Here is a 23,841-nt window from a genome sequence, read left to right as displayed (position 1 = left end):
CCGCAGGCTGCGATCTTTTGATCTTAGCCCGCCAGGCCGACAAACATGTCCTGCACGTCATCGTGGTTGTCGAGGCCTTCCAGGAACGCTTCAACTTCAGCCATCTGCTCGGCACTCAGGCCGCTGACCGGATTCTTCGGCTGATAGCCGAGTTTCGCCGACAACACCGTGAAACCTTGCTCAGGCAGGGCTTTCTGGACGGCATCAAGGTCGGTCGGATCGGTCAGGAACAGGGTCGCGCCCTCTTCACCCGGCTCGAAGTCCTGGGCACCGGCCTCGATCGCGGCCATTTCCGGGTCGGCGTCCGGGGTGTCCGGCGAAGCTTCGATCATGCCGACATGGTTGAAGTCCCAGGCCACGGAACCGGATGCTCCCAGTTGGCCCTTGCGGAACGCCACGCGGATTTCCGCGACGGTGCGGTTGATGTTGTCGGTCACACACTCGACGATCAACGGAACCTGGTGCGGCGCGAAACCTTCGTACGTCACACGGTGGTACTGCACGGTTTCGCCCAGCAAGCCAGCGCCTTTCTTGATGGCGCGGTCCAGGGTTTCCTTGGGCATCGAGGCTTTCTTGGCCTGTTCGACCACCAGACGCAGGTGTGCGTTGGTGGCGGTATCGGCACCGTTGCGGGCAGCGATGGTGATCTCTTTCACCAGTTTGCCGAAGATCTTGCCCTTGGCGTTGGCTGCCGCTTCTTTGTGTTTAACCTTCCACTGTGCGCCCATTACTCACTCTCTTGATCTGTGGCGCCGAGACATCTATTGGCCGACGCGTGGCGCCAAGTTTATACGGCCTAAAGTCGGCAATCGACCAAAAAAATTCTTTGTTGAATCGACATCTTCACCGCGACTTGTAGGGCGATTCTGAAAAGCCCACCAGCCACGACCATTAATGCTCGCGTTTTCGTACCCTCTGCCGTCCGTATTGCCCGACAGAGCCCGTATGAATGCTCAATGACCAGCAAAGCCCGTTCACCCTGACCCTGACCGATGGCCCACTGTGCCTGCCGGTCCTGTGTTTCAGTGGCAAGGAAGCACTCAATCAGCCGTTTCGTTTCGAGATTGAAGTGATCGCCCTGGCCCCGGCCTTGGCGCCGGGCAGCCTGCTGCGACAACCGGCGTTCCTGCGCCTGGGCGACGCTCACGGCATTCACGGCCTGATCCACAGTGTCAGTTGTGAGCATCGCGCCAGCCACCGCATTGGCTACCGATTGACGCTGGTGCCGCACCTGCAACGTCTGGCGCAGTCACCGCAGCGTCGGGTCTTCGTGCAAGCGAGCGTGCCGGCGATCCTTGCGCAACTGCTCGAAGAGCATGAGCTGCCAGCCGACAGTTACCGGATCGAAATGAGCGTCGGCCATTACCCACCACGGGAATTTTGCCTGCAATACGAGGAAAGCGACCTGGCCTTCCTTCACCGTCTGTGTGAGGAGGAAGGCATTCACTATCACTTCGAACATCGCCCGGACGGGCATGTGGTGGTATTTGCCGATGACAACCTGAGCCTGCCACAAACACCGCTGGCAGTGCCGTTTGCCGTGACCGACGACACGCCCTCACCGCGCATCAGCACGCTGTTACAGCGCCATGACGCGACACCGGTCATGGCCGCGCCCGGCATTCGCAATCGGGGCCAGGCAGTCATCAGCGCCGACGCGGCCAACCACCCCGTGCCTGCGCCCACACCGCTGAACCTGTCGAGCGACCAGCGTCACACCGAACAACGCAGCCGGCGTCATCTGCAGCGCCAGCGCTGCCAGTCGCGCACGATTCGCGGATCCGGCGATTGCAGCGCGTTGCGCAGCGGGCATCTGCTGCAGATCAGCGAACACCCGATCAATGCGTTCAACGAGCAATGGCTGATCACCGAACTGCACCATCAAGGCCGGCACCCTTCGATCCTTGATCCGACAACCGAGGTGCATGATTACCGAAACGACTTCAGCGCCCTGCCCTGGTCGAGCGACTTTCGCCCGCCCCTGGCGCAGCCGCGCCCGAACATCGGCGGCTATCACCAGGCACGAGTGCTGGGATCGCCTGGCCAGCCAGCGCCACTGGATGATCGCGGGCGCATCGGCGTCAGTCTGTGGCCGACGCAGATACCCGAGTCTGCATGCCTGTGGCTGCCGATCGCGCTGACCGGCGCCGGCCGGCTCGCCCTCCACCAACTGCCCCGCGCCGGCAGTGAGGTGTGGGTGAGCTTCCTCGACAGCGACCCGGATCGACCGATCCTCTGCCTCGCCCATCCACGCCCGGCGCCACCGAACGAAACGCCACCACCGCGCGACGACAGCCTGTTGCTCGACTGGCTGCTCCACGGGGCCGATCCGTAAGCACCGCAGACATTGGAATTGAGTACAGCTGCCGGAAAGTGGTTGGCCGTCAGGCCGCCATCGCTGGCAAGCCAGCTCCCACAGGTGGATTGGGTGTGGGCAGTGGGAGATTGGTCGGCTGTAAGGCCGTCTTTCGCGAGCAGGCTCGCTCCCACAGTGGGAATGGGTGTTAGCAGCTGGAGACTGGTCGGCTGACAGGCCACCATCGCTGGCAAGCCAGCTCCCACAGGTGGATTGGGTGTGGGCAGTGGGAGATTGGTCGGCTGTCAGGCCGCCTTCGCTGGCAAGCCAGCTCCCACAGTGGGAATGAGTGTATTCAGTTGGAAATTGGTCGGCTGTCAGGCCGCCTTCGCTGGCAAGCCAGCTCCCACAGGTGGATTGGGTGTGTTCAGTTGGAAATTGGTCGGCTGTCAGGCCGCCATCGCTGGCAAGCCAGCTCCCACAGTGGGAATGAGTGTATTCAGTTGGAAATTGGTCGGTTGTCAGGCCGCCTTCGCTGGCAGACTCGCTTCCACAGAAAAGCAAAGCAGTCCAGTCAGACCGCATGCTTTTCACCACTCAACAGGATGAGCGTTAGCTCGGCTGCAGCTCTTGATCTTGCCGTGCCGGCCCCATCGGCAGGCTGAGTGGAGGGGTTTATCCGGGGGTGGGAGCGCAGCGACCGTTCGACGCAGTCGAACACATCGAGAGGAGGTGCAGCGAAGCAAACCGGAGGCGATGCCCCCGGATGAACCCCGCAACGAAGGAACCCGAGCCTAAGCGAGGGCCGAACGCCGGGGCCAAGCCTTTTGCTTACTTTTCGGCGTCTGGAAAAGTGAGTCGCTGTAAGAGCGAAACCATAAGAAGCCGTTACCGCAGAAACGGATATGTACTCGGTAACCCAAAAGAACGCAGCGCTCGCCAGCCACCAATCACCCCTTGTCAGCCTTCCCCGCCGCCGCCGCAAACTTCGCCAACCGCACATCCAGATGCCGCGGCCGCCGCCCATGATCCTCAGCCCGCTCCTTGCGCCGAATCGCATTACGCACCATCAATGACCCCAGATACCGAATCGGCTCCGGCGGAAAATACCCCAACGGCCCGTTCACCAAGGGCGAACGGGTCCACGGGTTATCGAGCCCCTGCACCAGCGAGGCAAGAATCTGCCCGCCCATGTGACACGGCCCGACGCCACTGCCGGAATAACCAAAACCATAAAACACATTGCCACTGGCACTCATCTGCCCAAAAAACGGCAACCCGGTCACCGAACGATCCGACGGCCCGTTCCAGGTCGCATCCACCTTGACCTCGGAAAACGCCGGAAAAAACGCCCCAAGGCTGCGCTTGAGCAAATCCGCATAGGGCGATGGCTGATCGAACACCGGCAGCATCCGCCCGCCAAATGCAAACGTGTTGCCACCCTTGCCAAGCATGATCCGTCCGTCCGGCGTGTTGTGGTAGTAGTGCACGAAAATCCGCGAGTCGAGCACAGTGACGCCACTGGTCAAACCGATGTCCTGCAGCAGATCCGGGCGCGGTTCGGTGATCAGCATGTCGCTGGAAACGATCGCCACGCTGCGTTCGAATTGTGGGAACGCACGGGCCATCCACGCGTTCATCGCCAGCACCACGCGGTCGGCAATCACGCAACCATGGGCGGTGTGGATTCGCGCCGGGCGGCCCTCTTCCAGACCGGTCATCGCGGTGTTTTCGTGGATCTTCACGCCCAGTTGCAACGCCACCCGGCGCAACCCGCGCACCAGTTTGCCCGGTTGCACACTGGCGGCTGCCGGCGAGAACCAGCCTTCCAGATGTTGGCTGGAACCGGCCATACGCTGTACGTCGGCCACCGGCCGCTGGGTGAACGAGTTGATGCCGTTACGCTCCAGCGCCGCGATCACGGCGTCGGTCGAACCGACCTGCGCCTTGTTGGTGGCGGTGTACAACGTGCCGTCGAGGCGGTAATCGGCATCGACGCCGTACTGTTCGCAGAACTCGCCGATGGCGTGGATACTGCGCTCGGATTCCTTGACCAGGCGCACTGCCTCCTCGACACCGAACAGGCGCTCGAGGGTGAAATACTTGGCCGACCACGACAGCGCACAACCACCGTTGCGCCCACTGGCACCGGCGCCGCAGATGTCGGCTTCGATCATCAGCACGTCGAGCTCAGGGTTCTGCTGCTTGAGCATGATCGCCGTCCACAACCCGGTGTAGCCACCGCCGACGATGCACACGTCGGTGCGCACTTCACCTTGCAGCGGCGGGCACGTCGGGGATGGGTCGGCCTGCAAGGCTTGCTCGAGCCAAAAAGGTCGCATGGGATTCTCCAGTCAGATGGCCACGACACAGCCTGCCGCGAGCACCGCAGCAGGCCGCGAGGCAAGGGTTTTCAGTTACGCAGGGGTTTGATGGTCAACGGGCAATTGGGAATGGACGCGCGCGGTTCCATCACCCCGACCGGGCGGCTGTTCCAGTGCGGAATCAGCACCAGCGCCGAGAACAAGGCGCAGCCGGCGAAGACAATGAACACCGTCACCGAATCGAAGTAACCCGGCAGCAATCCGCCGAGCACCGCGCCAACCGAACCGCAACCGTTGACGAAACCGGCCGCCGTGGCGCCGGCCTTGGCCTTGCCGAAGTCGATGGCTGCGGCGCCGCTGATCATCGAATCCGGTCCGTACAGGGTCAGGCCCATGACAAACAGCAGCGCCACCACCAGCATCACGCTGCCGGTGTGCAACGCGCCCATGAACAACGCCAGGGTCACGGTCAGGGCCAGCAGACTGAGGACACAGGCCGGCATGCGCCGGGCGCCGAACAGCTTGTCCGAGGCCAGGCCGATCATGATCGGCCCGAGCAGACCGGCCAGTTCAAACGAGGTGGGAATGATTGCCGCGCCGACCTTGCCGACACTCGGCATCTGCTCGAAGACGATCACCGGGCCCCACAACAGAATCGCGTAACGCGCCGGTTTCAACATGAAATACGCCAGGCCCAAGACCAGCACCGTGCGGTTGCGCAGGATTTCCTTCAACGGCTCCCAGACGCTGAGCTTACTGTTGGCCTCGGTTTCTTCTGCACTGAGTTCCGGCTCCGGCTCCACGGCCGGCAGGCCGACGTCTTCCGGTTTGTTGCGCTGAAAAATGAAGAACAACAGCGCCACCGCCGCGACCACCGCGGCGCTGGATATGAACGCTGCGTGCCAGGTGCCGATCAGCGTATACGCCCACCAGCCGGCGAACGGCGAGGCTACCAGACCGCCGAACGCATAGCAGGAGCTCCACAATCCGAGCACCCGCCCGCGCTGCTGCGCCGGGAAGAAACTGCCGAGGTTCTTGCACAATCCCGACCAGCCGGTGGACTGCGCCAGGCCCTGAATCAGCATGCAAGTGGCGAAGATCGGTAGCGTGGCAAAACTGCCCATCACTAACGCCGCCGCGGCGGAAATCAACAGCCCGCCGAGCACCACGACCCTTGGGCCGAAGCGGTCGGCGAGCATGCCCCAGGTGAATTGGCCGATGGCGTAGGCCGCCAGATAGATCGCATCGAGGTTGGCCATGGCCATCTTGTCGAGCATGAAGGTCGGGTCTTCCGCGATGCCCAGTTTGGCCACGGAAAACGCTTTGCGGGTGAAGTAGAAAGCGGCGTACGCGAGCCAGGTGATAGCGAAAATCTGCATGCGCCAACGCGCAAGGGTGCCGATGTGCTTGTTCATTGTGGTTCTGACCTCAGGGTGTGAGTGTGCCGGCAGAATCGTTAAGTAAACGCCTGTGTTTTTTATTGTTGAGCACTGCGCCAGCGCCCCGTCCCTATGGCGATAGCGGTCAGATGAGTCCTGTTATTGCACGCACAGGCTCATCGCCAGCGTTGCTGTCCGAGCGGGCAGTCAGCGATGGCGTGAGCGGATCAAAGCAATTACTGTTTAATAAATAAAATCGATTTATCGTATTTCACACATAAGCTCAGCTTGTTATTGGAGGCTGCATGTCGGTGTCCCACGCCCAGCTCAAAGCCTTTCACGCCGTGGCTGTACACGGAAGCTTCACTAAAGCGGCCGAACGGCTTTTTCTCACGCAACCGGCGATTTCCGACCAAGTGCGCAAACTGGAAGAGCGCTTCGGTGTGTTGCTGTTTCATCGCAACAAGCGTTCGGTGCGCCTGACCGATCTGGGCGAGCGCCTGCTGGCGATCACCCAGCGGCTGTTTGTGATTGAGGCTGAAGCCCAGGAGCTGCTGCAGGAATCTCAGGCGCTGCAGACCGGCAGCTTGATTCTGGCGGTGGATGCCCCGGTACACGTGCTGCCGCTGATTGCGCGGTTCTGCGAGCGCTACCCGGGGATCAGCGTGAAGATCGAGACCGGCAACACCGATGAATCGCTGTTTCGCCTGTTCAACTATCAGGCCGATCTGGCGCTGCTCGGGCGTGATGTCAGCGACGAACGTCTGCTGTGCGTGCCGCTGCGCAATGACCCGATGGTGGCGTTCGTTTCGCGCCATCATCCGTGGGCAGAGCGTGAGTCGATCTGCCTGGCGGATCTGGATGACACGCCGCTGGTGCTGCGCGAGCACGGCTCGGTGACCCGGCAGACCCTGGAAGAAGAAATGGCCGGCGCCGGGTTTCGCATTCGTCCGGCAATTCAGGTCGAAGGCCGGGAAGCGGCGCGCGAGGCGGTGGTGGTGGGAATTGGTGTGGGGGTTGTTTCAGCGGCAGAGTTCGGCGCGGATTCGCGGGTGTGTGCGTTGCCGATCACCGACTGCACCCGGCGTTTGACCGAGACTCTGGTGTGCTTGCGCGAGCAGAGTTCGCGGCGGGTGGTGGCAACGTTTCTCGATATGGTGCGCGAGAGCCTGGTGTAAACCGGTCTGGCCCCTTCGCGAGCAGGCTCGCTCCCACAGTTGAAATGCATTCCAATGTGGGAGCGAGCCTGCTCGCGAAGGGCCATAACTCGGGGTATCAGGCCGGCGCCAGAGCGAAGAACGCCTGAATCAGGCGCAACTCCCGCCGCCGCTCCATGCAGCCGATCATGTGCCGGTTCACCAGCCCGTCCCCGACAATCGGCAGCGCCACCACCCGCGGGTCATGACTGACCTCTACCGACGACACCACGCCCACCCCCAGCTCCGCCGCCACCGCCTCGGTCACCGCCTCGCGACTGTCCAGCTCCAGCAACACTCGCGGATGCACCGCCGCCTGATTGCAGGCCTGATCGAAGGTGCGCCGGGTGATCGAACTCGGCTCGCGCAACACCATGATCACCTGATCCAGCTCCTTGAGCCGCACCTCGCCGCTACGCTGCGCCCACGCATGCCCGGCGGGCACCAGCGCGCAGATCCGCGATTCGCTCAAGGCTTGCAGATGCAGGCCCTTGCGCGGTTCGACCTCGGTCAGCACCGCCACGTCCGCGTGTTCCGATAACAGCGCGGCGAGGGTTTCCTGGGCATTGCCCAGACGCAGATTCACCGTGATCCCCGGATACCGCGCGCGCAGGCTTGCAAGCATCGGCATGACCATGTGCGGACCGTCCGCCGCCACTTCCAGACGCCCGGTGAGCAACTGACGGTTGGCCTCGAGCAGGGTCTGCGCTTCTTCGGCCAGGCCGAACATGGCGCGGGTGATCGCCGCCAGTTTGGTGCCCTCCTCGGTCAGCTCCACCCGGCGCGCGGTGCGGCGCAACAAAGTGATCTGGTAATGCTCCTCCAGCGCCTTGATGTGCCCGGTCACCGCTGGCTGGCTGATGAACAGGCGCGCGGCGGCGCGGGTGAAGCTGCCTTCCCGGGCCACGGCGTCGAAAGCGCGCAGTTGGAACAGATTCATGGATAACCCTCACTGATGACTGGCATAACAACAAACAATTTGATTGATGACTCGGCGAATTGCAACGTATGCCCCGTAGCTTCATCCCACAGCGCTATCGCGAGGACACACGAATGAGTACTGCCGCACCCATCCTGCTCACTCCCGGCCCGTTGACCACCTCGGCCCGCACCCGCCAGGCAATGCTGGTCGATTGGGGGTCATGGGATGACCGCTTCAATCAACTGACCGCCAGCCTCTGCGAGCAATTGCTGGCGATCCTCAACGGCGCCGCCACTCACCATTGCGTGCCATTGCAGGGCAGCGGCACCTTTGCCGTCGAAGCCGCCATCGGCACCCTGGTGCCACGTGACGGCAAGGTACTGGTGCTGATCAACGGCGCCTACGGCAAGCGTCTGGCGAAAATCTGCGAAGTGCTCGGCCGCTCGTTCAGCACCTTCGAAACCGCCGAAGACGAACCGACCACCGCCGCCGACGTCGACCGCCTGCTGCGCGCCGATGGCGACATCACCCATGTCGCGCTGATCCACTGCGAAACCAGCACCGGCATCCTCAACCCGCTGCCGGAAATCGCTGACGTCGTGCAGCAGCACGGCAAGCGCCTGATCATCGACGCCATGAGCTCGTTCGGTGCGCTGCCGGTGGATGCGCAAAAAGTCCCGTTCGATGCTCTGATCGCCGCCTCGGGCAAGTGCCTGGAAGGCGTACCAGGGATGGGTTTTGTCTTCGCTCGCAAGGAATCGCTGGCCGCAGCCGCTGGCAACTCGCACTCGCTGGCGATGGACCTGTATGACCAGCACACCTATATGCAGAAGACCGGTCAATGGCGTTTCACCCCGCCGACCCACGTGGTCGCGGCGCTGCACGAAGCGTTGCTGCAATACAACGAAGAAGGTGGCCTGCCCGCTCGCCATGCGCGCTACGCCGCCAACTGTCAGGCACTGATGGACGAGATGGGCAAACTCGGCCTGCGCAGCTTCCTGCCGGCGGCGATCCAGGCCCCGATCATCGCCACCTTCCATGCCCCGCAAGACCCGCGCTACCAGTTCAAGGACTTCTACGAACGGGTCAAGGCCAAGGGTTACATCCTCTACCCCGGCAAGCTGACCCAGGTGGAAACCTTCCGCGTCGGCTGCATCGGCCACGTCAGCCCGGATGAAATGCGCCAGGCCGTGGCGGCAGTGGGCGAAGTGCTGCGCGAAATGGAAGTGCTGGAGATCTAAGCCCAAACACAAATCCCCTGTGGGAGCGAGCCTGCTCGCGAAAACGGTCACACATTCAACATTGATGTCGACTGACACGACGCCTTCGCGAGCAGGCTCGCTCCCACAGTTTTGAATTGCATTGCCAACACAGGATTCTTATTGCCATGAACTACGTAAACCCAAGCAAGCTGCAAGCCGCGATCCTCGACTGGGCCGGCACCGTGGTCGATTTCGGCTCGTTCGCGCCAACGCAGATCTTCGTCGAAGCCTTCGCCGAGTTCGACGTTCAGGTGTCCATCGACGAAGCCCGTGGCCCGATGGGCATGGGCAAATGGGACCACATCCGCACCCTGTGCGATCAGCCGCAGGTCGCCGAACGCTATCGCAAAGCATTCGGCCGCACCCCGACCGACGATGACGTGACCGCCATCTACAATCGCTTCATGCCGCTGCAGATAGAAAAGATCGCCGAACACTCGGCGCTGATTCCCGGCGCACTGGAAACCATCGCCCACCTGCGTCAGCAAGGGATCAAGATCGGTTCCTGCTCCGGTTACCCGAAACAGGTGATGGACAAGGTCGTGGCGCTGGCTGCCACCAACGGCTACGTTGCCGACCACGTGGTCGCCACCGACGAAGTGCCGAACGGTCGCCCATGGCCGGCTCAGGCGCTGGCCAACGTGATTGCGCTGGGCATCGATGACGTCGCGGCCTGCGTGAAGATCGACGACACCGTGCCGGGCATTCTCGAAGGTCGTCGCGCCGGGATGTGGACGGTGGCGCTGATCTGTTCGGGCAACGCACTGGGCCTGGACTACGCCGGCTACCGTGCGCTGGGCAGCGACGAACTGGCCAGCGAACGCAAACGCATCCACGCATTGTTCGCCGATTCCCGTCCGCACTACATGATCGACACCATCAGCGACCTGCCGGAAGTGATTGCCGACATCAACAAGCGTCTGGCCAACGGCGAGATGCCGCAAAACAGTTAAAGCAGTATAAGAAACCGCCAGCTGACAAACAGCTGGCGGTTTCTTATTTGACTCACTTTATAGGCTCAGCCCGACACCTGCTTATTAATCCCAGACGCTCCAACAACATCTAAACAGCAACTATCACTCAGCAACAAGATTGCCCTCTGCGTCATATTTCAATCCGCTCGCATTACGAACCGAACCGTCCGCGAACAGTTCGGTGCCGTCAGCCCAGACGACACGACCGTCCGGATATTGAACAGTCTCATCCGGCCAGACGATACGTCCATCGAGATGTTCTACCCTGCCGTCAGCATGTTGAATGATGCCGTCCGGTCGGGTGACTCTATCCTGCTCGGCATTGACGACGCTGCCATCGATTAAAGTAGTCGACCCGTCAGGCTTGCGAATACTGCCCAAGGCGTTCACCAGATTGATCAGTGCCACGGGATCAATATTGATGTTCAAAGTAGGCCAAGGCATGGGCGGACGGGCGTTCACGGGCGGCTTGCCCCCAGGCGATACAGGCTTGACGGGGGCAGTGATGCCTGGCGAAACCGGCTTGACTGGAGGCTTTACCGGCTGTTTGACCGATGGTTTTGCGGGGGGGTTGACCGGCGGCTTGACCGGGGCAGGCTTGACCGGTACTACGGGGGGCTTGACCCCAGGTTTGGTGGGGGGCTTCACTGGCGGTTTGGTGAGCACGGGCTTCGGTCGAGATACCGGTGGTTTTGCCATCGCTTTTTTCACAGTGTTTTTAGTCTGTTTACGGTCCAGAAGAATACTGAAAGCCATCTTTAAATCCCTTTATGAACATACCCTGGCGTTGATACGCCACTTGTTAAATCAACCAACTTAAAAGTAACAACTGACCGCAACACTAACCCCTTCAACACGGCCAATCAAACTCACTACAGATTCAAAATATAAACAACAACCGGTTACACCCGAGCAACTAAAATCAGGCCACAGACACTAAAAGCACCAACACCAAGGCACATGAAAAAACTTCTGCTGCGCTCAGGCAGAAATGCTCAAGGGCGTTTACAGTTAACGCATGCCGTCGGAGAAACGGCACGCTGGAATCCTGAATCAAGAGGAATACCGTATGCCGTGGACAAGTTCCGAATCGCGCTACAGCACCGTGTCCGTGCTGCTGCATTGGCTGATGCTGATCCTGTTGATCCTGGTCTATGCCAGCATGGAGTTGCGCGGGATCTTTCCCAAGGGCAGCGGCGGCCGCTCGCTGATTCGTGAAGTGCATTACATGCTCGGCCTGACCGTGTTCGTGCTGGTGTGGTTTCGCCTGGTGGCCCGCAGCATCGGCCCGGCACCGAAAATCTTCCCGGCCTCGCCGCAGTGGCAAACCCTGCTGGCGCGGGTGATGCACTGGCTGTTGTACCTGTTCATGATCAGCATGCCGATCCTCGGCTGGCTGATCACCAGCGCCGAGGGGCACCAAGTGATGTTCTACGGCTTCGATCTGCCGTTGCTGGTCCACGAAGACAAGGCATTGGCCAAACAGGTGGAGCACTGGCACGTACTGATCGGCAACATCGGCTATTGGCTGATCGGCCTGCATGCGCTCGCGGGGCTGTATCACCATTATGTGGTGGGTGATAACACCTTGTTGCGGATGATGCCCAAGCGCGCGCCACGCTGAGGCCCGGTTTTGACCATTGTGGTGAGGGGATTCATCCCCGATGGGCTGCGAAGCGGCCCAGAACCTGTGCACGCGGTGGATCAGACTCAATGCGTGCTCAATGAGGGGCCGCTGCGCAGCCCATCGGGGATAAATCCCCTCACCACAGGGTTACTCATTCATCCTGTGGTGAATCCTCGCCGCCCTTGCAACCCACCCGTGTGCACGAAGATCAACCGTGTACCTGACGCGAATCCGCCCGCCTCGATCCGCTCCTTGAGCGCCAGCAACGCCTTGCCGGTGTACAGCGGCTCCAGCGCAACACCGCTACAGCGTTCAATGCTCTCGATGAATGCAAGTAGCTGCGTGTCAACCTTGGCGAAGCCACCGCGACTGGCGTCGAGCAGCTCGTAGTCGGCAGCAGCGACACCTGCCTCCTGCATAATCGCCTCCACCTGCGGCGCCACGCCATGATCTTCGGGCACCGCCAGTGCGCCATACACCGGATGCGCACCGGCCTCGACGAGCACCAGCCCTGCCAGCGTCGTCCCGGTGCCGCAGGCCAGCCACCAGCCGTGATAATTGCTCCAGCCCAGGTTGCCCAGTTGCGCGATCACCTGCTCCTTCAACACCTTGCAGCCCAATGCGCCCGCCAATCCGCCACCGCCTTCCGGCACCGCATGAAAATCTGGATACTGCGCCCGCCACGGCTCCCAGAACCCCGGTTCATGCCGCGCCCGATAGCCGCCGTAACCGAGCCAGTGCAGCTGCATGCCGAACGCTTTCAAGTCCGTCACAGTGGGCGTTTGTTGCGGATGGCCGCGCAACAGGCCAACCGTTTCGAAGCCAAGACGCTTGCCCGCCGCCGCGAGCGCATGCAGATGATTGGAATGCGCACCACCGAGGCTGATGACGCCCTGCGCGCCAGCGCGGTCGGCGGCCTTGAGATGCTCGACGAGTTTGAACCATTTGTTGCCGCTGATCAGCGGGTCGATCTGGTCCAGACGCAGGATCGCGACCTCGATTCCGGCGCGGGTGAGCCAGTCGAGTTCAAGCAATTCGAGGGAGGCTTGGGGCAGCCAGTGGGCGGGAGGAAGAAGCATGGGCGACTGATCGTTCTGGGCTGAGGCCCGCATTCTAGTCGCTGATAAGCAGCCATCGCGAGCAGGCTCGCGCCTGCATTGGTTCGATGTTGTTCACTGCGTCTGTAAACAACACAATCCCTGTGGGAGCGAGCCTGCTCGCGAAGGCGTCGTGTCAGTCGACATGTGTATTGGCTGACACTCCGTTTTCGCGAGCAGGCTCGCTCCCACAGGTCAAACGATGGGGCTTAGATCTCAGCCGCCAGGCGCGAACCCTGGTTGATCGCGCGCTTGGCATCCAGCTCAGCCGCGACATCGGCACCACCGATCAGGTGCACGTTCTGCCCCGCCGCGACCAGACCTTCCTGAAGGTCCCGCAGTGGATCCTGGCCGGCGCAGATCACGATGTTGTCCACCGCCAGCACTTGCGGCTCGCCGGTTTCGCCGATGCGGATGTGCAGGCCTTCGTCGTCGATCTTCAGGTATTCGACGCTGTTGAGCATCTGCACCTGCTTGTTCTTCAGACCGGTGCGGTGAATCCAGCCGGTGGTCTTGCCCAGACCATCACCGACCTTGGATTTCTTGCGCTGCAACAGGAACACTTCACGGGCCGGTGCGTGCGGCGCGGCCTTGATCCCGGCCACGCCACCGCGCGCTTCCAGGTTCGTGTCGATGCCCCACTCTTTCCAGAACGCGGTGCGATCCAGACTGGTGGCCACGCCTTGGTGCACAAGGAATTCCGAGACATCGAAACCGATGCCGCCCGCGCCGATCACCGCCACGCGCTTGCCCACCGGTTTGCGCTCAAGGATCACGTCCAGGTAACTCAGCACCTTGGCGTTGTCGACGCCAGGAATTGCCGGCACACGCGGCGCGATGCCGGTGGCGAGGATGATGTCGTCGTAACCACCTTCAACCAGTTTCGCCACGTCGACGCGGGTGTTCAGGCACACCTCGACATTCGTCGTCTGCAGCTTGCGCTTGAAGTAGCGCAGGGTTTCGAAGAACTCTTCCTTGCCCGGCACCCGCTTGGCGATGTTGAACTGGCCGCCAATTTCGCTGGCCGAATCGAATAACGTCACCTGATGTCCGCGCTCGGCGGCCACGGTCGCGGCGGACAGACCGGCAGGACCGGCACCGACCACAGCGATCTTCTTGATCTGCTGTACCGGCAGATAGTTGAGCTCGGTTTCATGGCAGGCACGCGGATTGACCAGGCAACTGGTGAGCTTGCCGCCAAAGGTGTGATCGAGGCACGCCTGGTTGCAACCGATGCAGGTGTTGATTTCGTCGGCACGGCCTTCAGCGGCCTTGTTGACGAAGTCCGGATCGGCGAGGAACGGCCGCGCCATCGAGACCATGTCGGCATCGCCTTCGGCGAGGATCTGCTCGGCGATTTCCGGGGTGTTGATACGGTTGGTGGTGATCAGCGGAATGTTCACCGACCCGCGCAGCTTGGCGGTGACCTTGCTGAACGCCGCGCGCGGCACCTTGGTGGCGATGGTCGGGATCCGCGCTTCGTGCCAGCCGATGCCGGTGTTGATGAGGGTCGCGCCGGCCTGCTCGATGGCTTTGGCCAGGGTCACGATCTCTTCCCAGGTGCTGCCGCCCTCGACCAGATCGAGCATCGACAAACGGAAAATGATGATGAAGTTCGGGCCGACCGCTTCACGCACCCGACGGACGATTTCCACCGGCAGACGCATGCGGTTTTCGTAGCTGCCACCCCAGCGGTCGGTACGGTGGTTGGTGTGCGCGGCGAGGAACTGGTTAATGAAGTAACCTTCCGAGCCCATGATTTCCACGCCATCGTACTCGGCCGTCTGCGCCAGTACCGAGCAGGTGACGAAGTCGCTGATCTGCTTTTCGATGCCCTCCTCGTCCAGTTCTTTGGGCTTGAACGGGTTGATCGGCGCCTGAATCGCGCTTGGCGCAACCTGTTTCGGACTGTAGGCATAACGCCCGGCGTGAAGGATCTGCATGCAGATCTTGCCACCCGCCTCGTGCACCGCGCGGGTGACGACGCGGTGCTTGAGCGCTTCTTCCTCGGTGGTCAGCTTGGCTGCGCCGGAGTACACGCCACCCTCGTCGTTCGGGCCGATACCGCCGGTGACCATCAGGCCGACGCCGCCACGAGCACGTTCGGCGAAGTACGCGGCCATGCGTTCGAAGCCACCCGGTTTCTCTTCAAGGCCAGTGTGCATCGAGCCCATCAGGGTGCGGTTGCGCAGCGTGGTGAATCCCAGGTCCAGCGGGGCCAACAGGTGCGGGTAATGAGCGGCGGTCATCGGTAACTCCACAACGAGCGATCACGGAAATTGCGGGAGCTCTGCGTCCCCCGTCAGTCATGTTCGACAGACTAAGAGTCGCACTGCTGTCACTCAATGACCGAAACTGACAACTTATTGATCCAAATGCGCAGCGCCCCTTGGCAAGCGCAGGCATGCGCCCTACCCTAGTCGCCACACCCTGTATCCGGTTGTTGTTGGTTTTCATGCGCAAACTTCTGTACCTGTTTTTCTCCATGGCCATCGTTGCCGCCCTCACCACCTACGCCATGTGGGCGGCGGACCGGCCGGCGGGACATTACCTGTCGGATCTGCGCATCAAACTGGCAGTCGATCAGGGCACGCCCGGCGACCGTGGCAACTTGCTGGGTATCCAGCCGGAACTGTTCCCCACCGACTACCAAAGCCCGGAGCGCCTGCACCGCAAACTCGCGGCTTATCTGCAGCAAGCGCAGGATCAGGGGCTGCTGAACGAAAAAACCGTGGTGGTGCTGCCCGAGCATGTCGGTACCTGGCTGATGATCAGCGGCGAGAAAGACGAGCTGTATCAGGCGCCGACCCTTGTCGAAGCGATGAATTGGCTGGCGGCGAGCAATCCGTTGCTGTTCGCCCGCGCCTGGCTTACTGCCAAGGGCGACAATCGCCTCGACGACGCGCACTTGCGGATGAAGTCCAAAGCCATGGCCAAGGATTACCAGGCACTGTTTGGTGGGCTGGCCAAGGAATTCCACGTGACGCTGGTGGCCGGCTCCATCGTCCTGCCCGAACCCAGCATTCGTGATGGCCAGCTCAAGCCCGGTAGCGGCGCGCTGTTCAACAGTAGCGTGGTGTTTGGCCGTGATGGTGTTCCGCTGGGCCAGCCCCAGCGGCAGATGCACCCGATCTTCGAACAGCGCGATGTAATCGAGGGCGAAGACGCCCACACGATCAACGTGGTCGACACGCCGGCCGGACGCCTGGGCGTGCTGATCGGCAGCGACAGCTGGTACCCGGACAACTATCGCCAACTCGACGAACAAGGCGCGCAACTGGTAGCGGTGCCGGCCTTCGTCGTGGGTCACGGTGCGTGGAATCAGCCGTGGGCCGGTTATAAGGGCTCAAGTACACCGGGGTCGGTCAGCCTCAAGCCCGGGGAAATCAGTGAAGGTCAGGCCTGGCATCGCCTGACGCTCACCGCACAGCCGCCGAGCAGCCGTGCGATCGCCGGCATGAGCGTGTTCCTGCGTGGGCAGTTCTGGGACAAGCCCGGCTCGGGGCAAAGCTTCCTCAGCAGCAACGGCCAGCAATTCGCCGATGGCGAAGCCCGTGGCGCGCGTCTGCTGAACATCTGGTTGTAAGCCATGAAACCGCTGCCGATGCGCCTTGGGGATCTGTCGGTAGGCTTCGTGCACAGCCTGGCTGATGCCGTGCGCAGCCACGGCGTCGAGCCGCAACCGCTGCTCGAACAATATGGCCTGGATGCCGCGCGATTGGCCGAAGCCGGCGCGCGACTGTCGATCCCGCGTTACATGCGGCTGGGGCACAGCGCGATCCAGTTGACCGGCGATCCGGCGCTGGGCCTGAGCATGGGCCAACTCAGCCGCTTGAGTCAGGCCGGGCTCGCCGGGGTCACCGCTGCACAGGCACCGACCGTGCGCGAAGCGGCCCGCTGCCTGATCCGTTTCGAGCCACTGTACGGTTCCAACTATCGCGGGCAGTCGAGCTTTCACGAGGATGCCCATGGCGCGTGGCTGCGCTTCTATTCGATCAGCCCGTACAACGCTTATAACCGCTTTGTGGTGGATTCGATCATCGCCGGCTGGCTGCATCAGCTGTCCAGCGTCAGCCGCGAGCCTTTGCGCGCCGAGCGCATCGACATCGAATTTGACGCGCCGGACTATCGCGACGCCTACAGCGTGCTGGGCGATTGCCCGATCCAGTTCGGCGCCGAACGCAATCAACTGCGCTTGAGCCTCGCCAGCCTCGCTTTGCGCAACCCGGAACACTGCCCAAGCACCTGGAAACACTTGCTTGTGTTGTGTGAACGGGAACTGGAGCAATTGACCCGCACCCGCAGCCTGCGCGAACGCATCACTCAGCTGTTGGGGCCGTTGCTCAATGGTGGCCGGGAACCCGACCTGGAAGAAGTGGCGGCGCGCCTGAAGCTGCCGACCTGGACCTTGCGGCGCAAACTGGCCGAGGAAGGCACACAGTTTCGCGCCATACTCAACGACACCCGCCGCGACCTGGCAATGACCTACATCCGCGACACCGAACTGGCGTTCGGCGAGATCGCCTATCTGCTGGGCTTTGCTTCAGCCGAGGCGTTTCAACGCGCCTTCAAACGCTGGAGCGGCCAGACCCCCGGCGAGTTTCGCCGCAGTCACCGCAAAACCGCCTGACGCCTTACAACTCGGTGGCGTCTTCGGCCGGTTCTGGCTGATCGAGTTCATACGCGTGGTATTCGAGCAGTTCTTCTTGATAATCGTCCATCGTCTCATCCCCCTACTGCCCGCTAAAAAAACAGCCCGGTCAAGTGACCAGTGCCTCGAGCGTATCGTGCCCGTATGAAGGGAAAGTGACACCCCGCCTTCATGAATAAAACGTAGCAGGTGGTCAGGAATTTATCGCTGGAATTTTGTCGGGGGAATGTAACGGAATTTGAGTGCGCCACAACACAAATGTGGGAGCGGGCCCCCCCGCTCCCACAGCAGAGCCCCGCGCGGCTCACTGCATCGCCGGAATCGGCTCCGATGGCGGCGGGATATTGGTCGGGTTGGCCGGCGGCGTGATCGTTTCGGCAGCCGGTGCAGGATCTGCACTCGGTGCCGGGGTGATCGGCGCGGACTCCGCAGGCGGCACCACAGGTTCGGAACCCGCTGGCGTCGGAGCAACCGTGGCCGGCGCAGGCGTCACCGCCGGAGTGGCCGGCGTCATGGTCTGGGCTGGCTCGACAATGCCGGCTGGCGGTGGCGCTGGCGCTGTCTCGACTGCCGGGGCAGGTGTTGTCGGCGCTACAGCCGCAGGCTTCGGCTCCGGGACACCCAGATCAGTCTTGGGTTTTTCTTCGATGTGCGCGGCTTTCTTCGCATCGGCTGGCAAAAACAGCTCAACCAGGGTGAAGAAACGCTCGTAGAACTTCTGCGACGTCACGGTCTCACTGGCCACCTTGACCATCGAATCATCGGACGAGCCGATCGGCATCGACACCGAACCCAACACGCCGACCCCGAGGCTGGCAGAGTTGTTGGTCTTCTTCAACGCGTAGCGATCCTGCAAGGCATTGGCGAACACCGTGGCATGGTGTTTGGAACTGCCGTCTTCGGTACACACCACGTTGAAACTGATTTCCAGGTGGGTTTCCCCGGTCTGCTGGAAACTCTTGTGGCCACTGACCAGTTTCGGGTCACTGCTGGTGATGATGTAGCCCTGGCTGAGCAACGCACGACGGGCCGCCTCGCAACTCGCAGTGTCGGCCACCGGATAATTGCGCGAGAACGTGCCGGAATCATCGAAGTTCTCATGCTCATAGATCGGCTTGTCCTTCGAACAGCCAGCGACAGCGGTCAACAACAGCGCCAACCCAAAGACACGCATGGGAATTGAAATCAACATTGAACATCCTGAGGAAAAACAGTCCGGGGCGTATTGTGCAACAGAACTTGGCCCTGCGGCGCATGGATTGTGTCTTAAAGCCGTTACAACCCTATTGACCCTTGTTTACCGGAAAAAGTCGCAGCGCCAAGTGATCGATGAAGACGCGCAATTTGGCCGTGGCATGGCGGCTGGACGGCCACAACACCCAGAACTGACCGACATGTTGCAGATGCGCATCCAGCACTCGCTGCAAGCGCCCCTGCGCCACATCCTCATGGGTCATGAAATCCGGCAGGCAGGCGATACCCATCCCTGCCAGGGCCGCATGATTGACGGCTTCGATGGAGGTGGTGACCAGCCGCGCCGGCAAGCTCGGCTCCGGCGCGCCCTCCTCGCCAATCAATGGCCATGGCTCCAGCTTGCCAGTGGCATGAAAGGTGTGCCGCAAGCAGGCGTGCTCCGCCAGATCGGCGGGGATTTGCGGCACGCCGTGCTCCCGCAGATACAACGGGCTCGCCACCAGCACCATGTGAAACTCGCCCAAGGGCCGCGCCATCAGCCGTGAATCTCGTGGTTGACCGGTACGAATCACCGCATCAAAGCCCTCCTCGACCACGTCGACCATGCGATCGGTCAGGTCCAGATCCAGCTCGATCTGCGGGTACAGCGCCATGAACTCATTCATCACCGGCATTACCAGCCCGTGCACCTGCGGCAGGCTGATGCGCAGTTTGCCATGGGGTTGTGATGCGGAATCGCAGAGTTCGAACTCGGCGGCTTCCACCTCGGCAAGAATTTTGCGACAGCGTGCAAGAAACAGCGCGCCCTCGCTGGTCAGGGTGATGCTGCGGGTGGTGCGATGAAACAGCCGCACGCCCAATCGCGCCTCCAGCCGGGCGATACTTTTGCCCACCGCTGAAGCCGACACGCCCTGCAGCCGCCCAGCCTCGGTAAAACTGCGGGTCTCGGCGACTTGAACAAACACCGAAATACTGCCCAGACTGTCCATTCCACCCCTCCAATTCACGACATCCATGTCCGATATGTTCGGAACCGTAACCCATTTTTCTCCAATGCGCAGCGCCCTAGCCTATGGCCTTCACCCACTTCGGCACATGGACGCTGACTCATGAACGACGCACAACTGACCTCGGCCCTCACTCAGCCAGTCGACACCCCCGAACGATTGCCCCTCGGCGCCCTGCTGGCCCTGGCCACCGCCGGTTTCATCACGGTGCTGACCGAAGCCATGCCCGCCGGCCTGCTGCCACAAATGAGCGCGGGGCTGAATGTCTCCCAGGCACTGATCGGGCAACTGGTCACCCTGTACGCGATTGGCTCGATGCTCGCCGCCATCCCGCTGACCATCGTCACCCGCAGCTGGCGTCGTCGGCCATTGCTGCTGTCAGCTATCGGCGGCTTCGCCATCGCCAACAGCATCACCGCCGTGTCGGAATGGTACTGGCTGACTTTGACCGCACGCTTGCTCGCCGGGATATTTGCCGGGCTGCTGTGGGCGTTGCTGGCAGGCTACGCCAGCCGCATGGTTGCCCCACACCTGCAAGGCCGCGCGATCACCGTCGCCATGCTTGGCGCGCCGCTGGCACTCTCGCTGGGCATCCCGGCCGGCACGCTACTCGGCACGCTGGTCGGCTGGCGCCTGAGCTTCGCCATCATGACTGCGCTGACGCTGTTGCTGGTGATCTGGGTGCGCTGGCAAGTGCCGGACTTTGCCGGAGAACACACAGGAAAACGCCTGCCTCTGCGTCAGGTCTTCACCCTGCCTGGCGTACGCTCGGTGTTGTTCGTGACCTTGACCTACGTGATCGCCCACAACCTGCTGTACACCTACATCGCGCCATTCCTGCAACCGTCGGGACTGGCCAGCGATATCGACCGGGTGCTGCTGGTGTTCGGCCTGGCCTCAGTGCTGAGCCTGTGGATCGTCGGCAGCCTGATCGATCACTGGCTGCGCGAACTGATGCTGATCAGCACGCTGCTGTTCATGCTCTCCGCCATCGCCTTGGGCCTGTGGCGGGAATCGGCGACCGTGGTCTACCTCGCCGTCGCCGTGTGGGGCCTGGCGTTTGGTGCGATGCCTTCGCTGCTGCAGACTGCCTCGGCGAAAACCGCTGGAGAGGCTGCCGATACGGCGCAGTCGATGCTGGTGACCCTGTGGAATGTCGGGATTGCCGGGGGTGGTTTGGCGGGTGGTTTGCTGCTGGGGAGTCTGGGGGTTGGGGGTTTTCCGTGGATTGTTGTGGGGTTGCTGGTTTTGACCTTGTATGCGGCGCTCATTGCGCGAGGTCATGGGTTCGCGGGGGTGAGGTGATGGGTTTGCCTGTCGCGGATTGGTTGACCGATCGACCGCCTTCGCGAGCAGGCTCGCTCCCACAGGGATTGAGGTGGGCAGGCAGAGATTGGTCGCCTGTCAGGCCGCCATCGCTGGCAAGCCAGCTCCCACAAGATCAAAAGATCGTCCGAACGCGGCCCGAGCCTTCGGCAACTCCTACACAGGATGAGCGTTAGCTCGGCTGCAGCTCTTGATCTTGCCGTGCCAGCCCCATCGGCAGGCTGAGTGGAGGGGTTTATCCGGGGGAAGGAGCGCAGCGACGTTTGGCGAAGCCAAACACATCGAGAGGAGGTGCAGCGAAGCAAACCGGAGGCGATGCCCCCGGATGAATCCCGTAACGAAGGCACCCGAGCCACGGCGAGGGCCGAACGCCGGGGCCAAGCCTTTTGGGTTACCTTTTCGGCGTCTGGAAAAGGTGACTCGCTGTAAGAGCGAGACCGCCAGAAGCCACACCCGAAGCAACGGATATTCACCCAATCCACAAGAGCATGGTCGGCCCGAAGGCCGCCAAGCTCAAAACCCAAGCCCCAAAAAAAACCCCGACCATAAGATCGGGGCTTTCCAGTTACCACTCAGTCAACCATCAATACCGCTTGATGTCCGCCTGACTCTCCAACTGCTTACGGAACGCCGCGAAATCCTGCTGACCTTCACGCGAAGCCAGGAAACGACGGTACTGCGCCTTCTCTTCATCAGTCGGCGCTACTGCTTCATTCACACCGTCCAGGCGCACGATCATCAGGCTACCGTCCTGCAAGGTCACGCTGCTGAACGTCGGCTTGCCCTTGGCCGCCGGTTTCGGCATACGGAACAACGCCTGCAGCACAGTCGGATCAACCCCTTCCTGAGCGCGAGTGGCCGCCGTGACAACCTTCCAGTTCTGCCCCTCGACAGCCTTGTCCAGCGGAGTCTTGCCATCGCGCAGACTGGCGATCAGCTGGTCAGCCTTGGTCTTGGCCGCAGCACTGGCATGCTCTTTGGTCAACTGCGCGCGAATCGCCGTATTGACGGCTTCCAGAGGCAACTGCTCAGGCTTCAGGTGTTCTTTGGCACGCAGCACGACCACGGTTTCCGGGTCCAGCTCGATGCCGGTGCTGTTGGCGTTTTCTTCCAGCACTTCCTGGCTGAATGCAGCGCTCACCACAGCACGGTTGGCCGCAATGCCTTCGCCACCTTCACGGCCGAACGGCTTGGAGGTGTGCACAGTCAGTTTCAGATCTGCCGCTGGCTGGGCCAGGTCAGACGCTTCGAACGCCGAGTCTTCCAGTTGCTTGGTCGCCTCGACAAAACGCTGCTCGACCTGTTGAGTCTTCAGCTCGCGGGTCAGCTTGTCTTTCAGGCTGGCCAGGGTCGGAACTTCCGGCGCTTCAACACCCAGCAGCTTGATCAGGTGGTAACCGAAGTCGGTACGCACCGGCTCGGACACCTGATCCTTGTTCAACGCGTACAGGGCTTTTTCGAAGGCTGGGTCATAGACACCAGGACCGGCGAAACCGAGATCACCGCCATTGTTGGCCGAACCCGGATCCTGCGAGAACTCCTTGGCCAGCGCTTCGAATTTTTCGCCCTTGGCCAGACGCGCCTGGACTTCTTCGATCTTGGCCTTGGCCTGAGCGTCGGTGGTCTTGTCGTTGACTTCGATCAGGATGTGCGCCGCACGACGCTGTTCCGACAGGTTGGCGATCTCTTTCTGATACGCCGCCTGCAGGTCTTCGTCCTTGACCGCAACCTGGTCGAAGAACGAAGACTTCTTCAGCTCGACATAATCGACGACCACTTGCTCAGGGGTCATGAACTCCTTGGCGTGCTCGTCGTAGTAAGCCTTGACCTCATCGTCGGTCAGCTTGACCGCGGCCGGATCGGCCTTGACGTTCAGCGAAGCGAAATCGCGGGTCTGCTTTTCCAGACGGGCGAATGCCAGCACTTCAGCGTCGGTGACGAAACCGCTGCCGGCAACACCGGCACGCAACTGACCGATCAGCATTTCCTGAGCCAGCATCTGGCGGAATTGCATGCGGGTATAGCCCAGTTGACGGATCACCTGATCAAAGCGCTCGGAGCTGAACTTGCCGTCCACCTGGAATTCAGGGGTCTGCAGGATCACCTGATCCAGTGCACCTTCGGAGAAAGCGAATTTCGATTGTTCTGCGCCTTGCAACAGCAGCTTGCGATCGATCAGCCCCTTGAGAGCCGACTCGCGGAGCATTTTTTCGTCAAGCAAGGAAGCATCGAAATCCTTGCCCAGCTGTTGCATCAGCTGACGGCGTTGCATGTCAACGGCCTGGCTCAGCTCGTTCTGGCTGATTTCTTCACCATTGACCTTGGCCGCATCGTTGGTGTGCGTCGTGGCCTTGAAAATAGCGTCGAAACCGGTCAGAGCCATCAGTGCAACGATGACCCCGATAATGGTCTTGGCAATCCAGCCTTGTGAATTGTCCCTGATATTCTGCAGCATGCGTCCCCCAGAAACGGTTGAACTTCAAAAATTTGGCAACCGTGGAGCGTGGGTAGAATCCGGATAGAAGAAAGGCGCATCCGAGGATGCGCCTTCTCGTAACTGGCGGAGCGGACAGGGCTCGAACCCTC

The 23,841-nt window shown here is 61.5% G+C and carries 18 protein-coding genes; 8 read left to right on the top strand and 10 right to left on the bottom strand.

Features of this window, described 5'->3' with window-relative positions; all coding sequences use genetic code 11:
- Positions 1 to 23 precede the first annotated feature (23 nt).
- The gene (locus ACM6HV_RS04000; RefSeq protein WP_027614601.1) at positions 24 to 728 is read right to left on the bottom strand and encodes a YebC/PmpR family DNA-binding transcriptional regulator; all 705 of its coding nucleotides are present in this window, start codon (positions 726 to 728) and stop codon (positions 24 to 26) included.
- A 221-nt stretch (positions 729 to 949) separates the two neighbouring features.
- Here ACM6HV_RS04000 and ACM6HV_RS03995 point away from each other — a divergent pair, with 221 nt between their 5' ends.
- Positions 950 to 2,335, top strand: a complete 1,386-nt coding sequence (locus ACM6HV_RS03995) for a type VI secretion system Vgr family protein (protein ID WP_414903566.1) — start codon at positions 950 to 952, stop codon at positions 2,333 to 2,335.
- Positions 2,336 to 3,246: 911 nt separating this feature from the next.
- On the opposite strand, the gene ACM6HV_RS03990 is transcribed toward ACM6HV_RS03995, so the two are convergent.
- Both ACM6HV_RS03990 and ACM6HV_RS03985 read right to left on the bottom strand, forming a co-directional pair.
- Positions 3,247 to 4,638: an FAD-dependent oxidoreductase gene (locus tag ACM6HV_RS03990; protein ID WP_414903565.1), complete on the bottom strand. Its 1,392-nt coding sequence runs from the start codon at positions 4,636 to 4,638 to the stop codon at positions 3,247 to 3,249.
- Positions 4,639 to 4,709: 71 nt separating this feature from the next.
- Entirely contained in the window at positions 4,710 to 6,035 is a 1,326-nt protein-coding gene (locus tag ACM6HV_RS03985; RefSeq protein WP_145596562.1) for an MFS transporter, read from the bottom strand.
- 269 nt (positions 6,036 to 6,304) lie between these two features.
- Between ACM6HV_RS03985 and ACM6HV_RS03980 the strand changes: the two genes are divergently transcribed.
- Positions 6,305 to 7,177: a LysR family transcriptional regulator gene (locus ACM6HV_RS03980; protein WP_414903564.1), complete on the top strand. Its 873-nt coding sequence runs from the start codon at positions 6,305 to 6,307 to the stop codon at positions 7,175 to 7,177.
- A 97-nt stretch (positions 7,178 to 7,274) separates the two neighbouring features.
- Here ACM6HV_RS03980 and ACM6HV_RS03975 read toward each other — a convergent pair whose 3' ends face one another.
- Positions 7,275 to 8,135, bottom strand: a complete 861-nt coding sequence (locus ACM6HV_RS03975) for a LysR substrate-binding domain-containing protein (protein ID WP_182401076.1) — start codon at positions 8,133 to 8,135, stop codon at positions 7,275 to 7,277.
- Positions 8,136 to 8,248: 113 nt separating this feature from the next.
- Here ACM6HV_RS03975 and ACM6HV_RS03970 point away from each other — a divergent pair, with 113 nt between their 5' ends.
- Positions 8,249 to 9,358, top strand: coding sequence for a 2-aminoethylphosphonate--pyruvate transaminase (locus tag ACM6HV_RS03970; RefSeq protein WP_222015256.1), 1,110 nt, complete (start codon positions 8,249 to 8,251; stop codon positions 9,356 to 9,358).
- Between the two features lie 146 nt (positions 9,359 to 9,504).
- On the top strand, positions 9,505 to 10,332 hold the full coding sequence (phnX, locus tag ACM6HV_RS03965) for a phosphonoacetaldehyde hydrolase (protein ID WP_414903563.1): 828 nt from the start codon (positions 9,505 to 9,507) through the stop codon (positions 10,330 to 10,332).
- A 123-nt stretch (positions 10,333 to 10,455) separates the two neighbouring features.
- Here the strand turns inward: phnX and ACM6HV_RS03960 are convergent, their stop codons facing one another.
- Positions 10,456 to 11,109, bottom strand: a complete 654-nt coding sequence (locus ACM6HV_RS03960; RefSeq protein WP_414903562.1) for a hypothetical protein — start codon at positions 11,107 to 11,109, stop codon at positions 10,456 to 10,458.
- A gap of 313 nt (positions 11,110 to 11,422) precedes the next feature.
- Between ACM6HV_RS03960 and ACM6HV_RS03955 the strand changes: the two genes are divergently transcribed.
- Complete coding sequence (locus ACM6HV_RS03955; protein ID WP_108182278.1) at positions 11,423 to 11,977, top strand: cytochrome b; 555 nt, start codon at positions 11,423 to 11,425, stop codon at positions 11,975 to 11,977.
- 158 nt (positions 11,978 to 12,135) lie between these two features.
- Here ACM6HV_RS03955 and ACM6HV_RS03950 read toward each other — a convergent pair whose 3' ends face one another.
- Positions 12,136 to 13,059 carry a 1-aminocyclopropane-1-carboxylate deaminase/D-cysteine desulfhydrase gene (locus ACM6HV_RS03950; protein ID WP_414903561.1) on the bottom strand — a complete coding sequence of 308 codons (924 nt, stop codon included), beginning with the start codon at positions 13,057 to 13,059 and terminating at the stop codon, positions 12,136 to 12,138.
- Positions 13,060 to 13,286: 227 nt separating this feature from the next.
- A complete protein-coding gene (locus tag ACM6HV_RS03945) occupies positions 13,287 to 15,326 on the bottom strand; it encodes an FAD-dependent oxidoreductase (RefSeq protein WP_414903560.1) in 2,040 nt (679 codons plus the stop codon).
- Positions 15,327 to 15,532: 206 nt separating this feature from the next.
- Between ACM6HV_RS03945 and ACM6HV_RS03940 the strand changes: the two genes are divergently transcribed.
- Positions 15,533 to 16,663 carry a nitrilase-related carbon-nitrogen hydrolase gene (locus ACM6HV_RS03940; protein ID WP_414903559.1) on the top strand — a complete coding sequence of 377 codons (1,131 nt, stop codon included), beginning with the start codon at positions 15,533 to 15,535 and terminating at the stop codon, positions 16,661 to 16,663.
- Positions 16,664 to 16,666: 3 nt separating this feature from the next.
- The gene (locus tag ACM6HV_RS03935; RefSeq protein ID WP_414903558.1) at positions 16,667 to 17,707 is read left to right on the top strand and encodes an AraC family transcriptional regulator; all 1,041 of its coding nucleotides are present in this window, start codon (positions 16,667 to 16,669) and stop codon (positions 17,705 to 17,707) included.
- Positions 17,708 to 18,032: 325 nt separating this feature from the next.
- On the opposite strand, the gene ACM6HV_RS03930 is transcribed toward ACM6HV_RS03935, so the two are convergent.
- Entirely contained in the window at positions 18,033 to 18,920 is an 888-nt protein-coding gene (locus ACM6HV_RS03930) for a DUF2242 domain-containing protein (RefSeq protein WP_414903557.1), read from the bottom strand.
- Between the two features lie 91 nt (positions 18,921 to 19,011).
- The gene (locus ACM6HV_RS03925) at positions 19,012 to 19,911 is read right to left on the bottom strand and encodes a LysR family transcriptional regulator (protein WP_414903556.1); all 900 of its coding nucleotides are present in this window, start codon (positions 19,909 to 19,911) and stop codon (positions 19,012 to 19,014) included.
- A 120-nt stretch (positions 19,912 to 20,031) separates the two neighbouring features.
- Between ACM6HV_RS03925 and ACM6HV_RS03920 the strand changes: the two genes are divergently transcribed.
- Complete coding sequence (locus ACM6HV_RS03920) at positions 20,032 to 21,234, top strand: MFS transporter (RefSeq protein WP_414903555.1); 1,203 nt, start codon at positions 20,032 to 20,034, stop codon at positions 21,232 to 21,234.
- Between the two features lie 604 nt (positions 21,235 to 21,838).
- Here the strand turns inward: ACM6HV_RS03920 and ACM6HV_RS03915 are convergent.
- The gene (locus ACM6HV_RS03915) at positions 21,839 to 23,710 is read right to left on the bottom strand and encodes a SurA N-terminal domain-containing protein (protein WP_047291588.1); all 1,872 of its coding nucleotides are present in this window, start codon (positions 23,708 to 23,710) and stop codon (positions 21,839 to 21,841) included.
- Positions 23,711 to 23,841: the final 131 nt, after the last annotated feature.

It is taken from the genome of Pseudomonas sp. IT-P260, from assembly GCF_949768395.1.
Taxonomy (GTDB): Bacteria; Pseudomonadota; Gammaproteobacteria; order Pseudomonadales; family Pseudomonadaceae; genus Aquipseudomonas; species Aquipseudomonas parakoreensis.
This window is presented reverse-complemented; position numbering and strand designations above follow the sequence as displayed.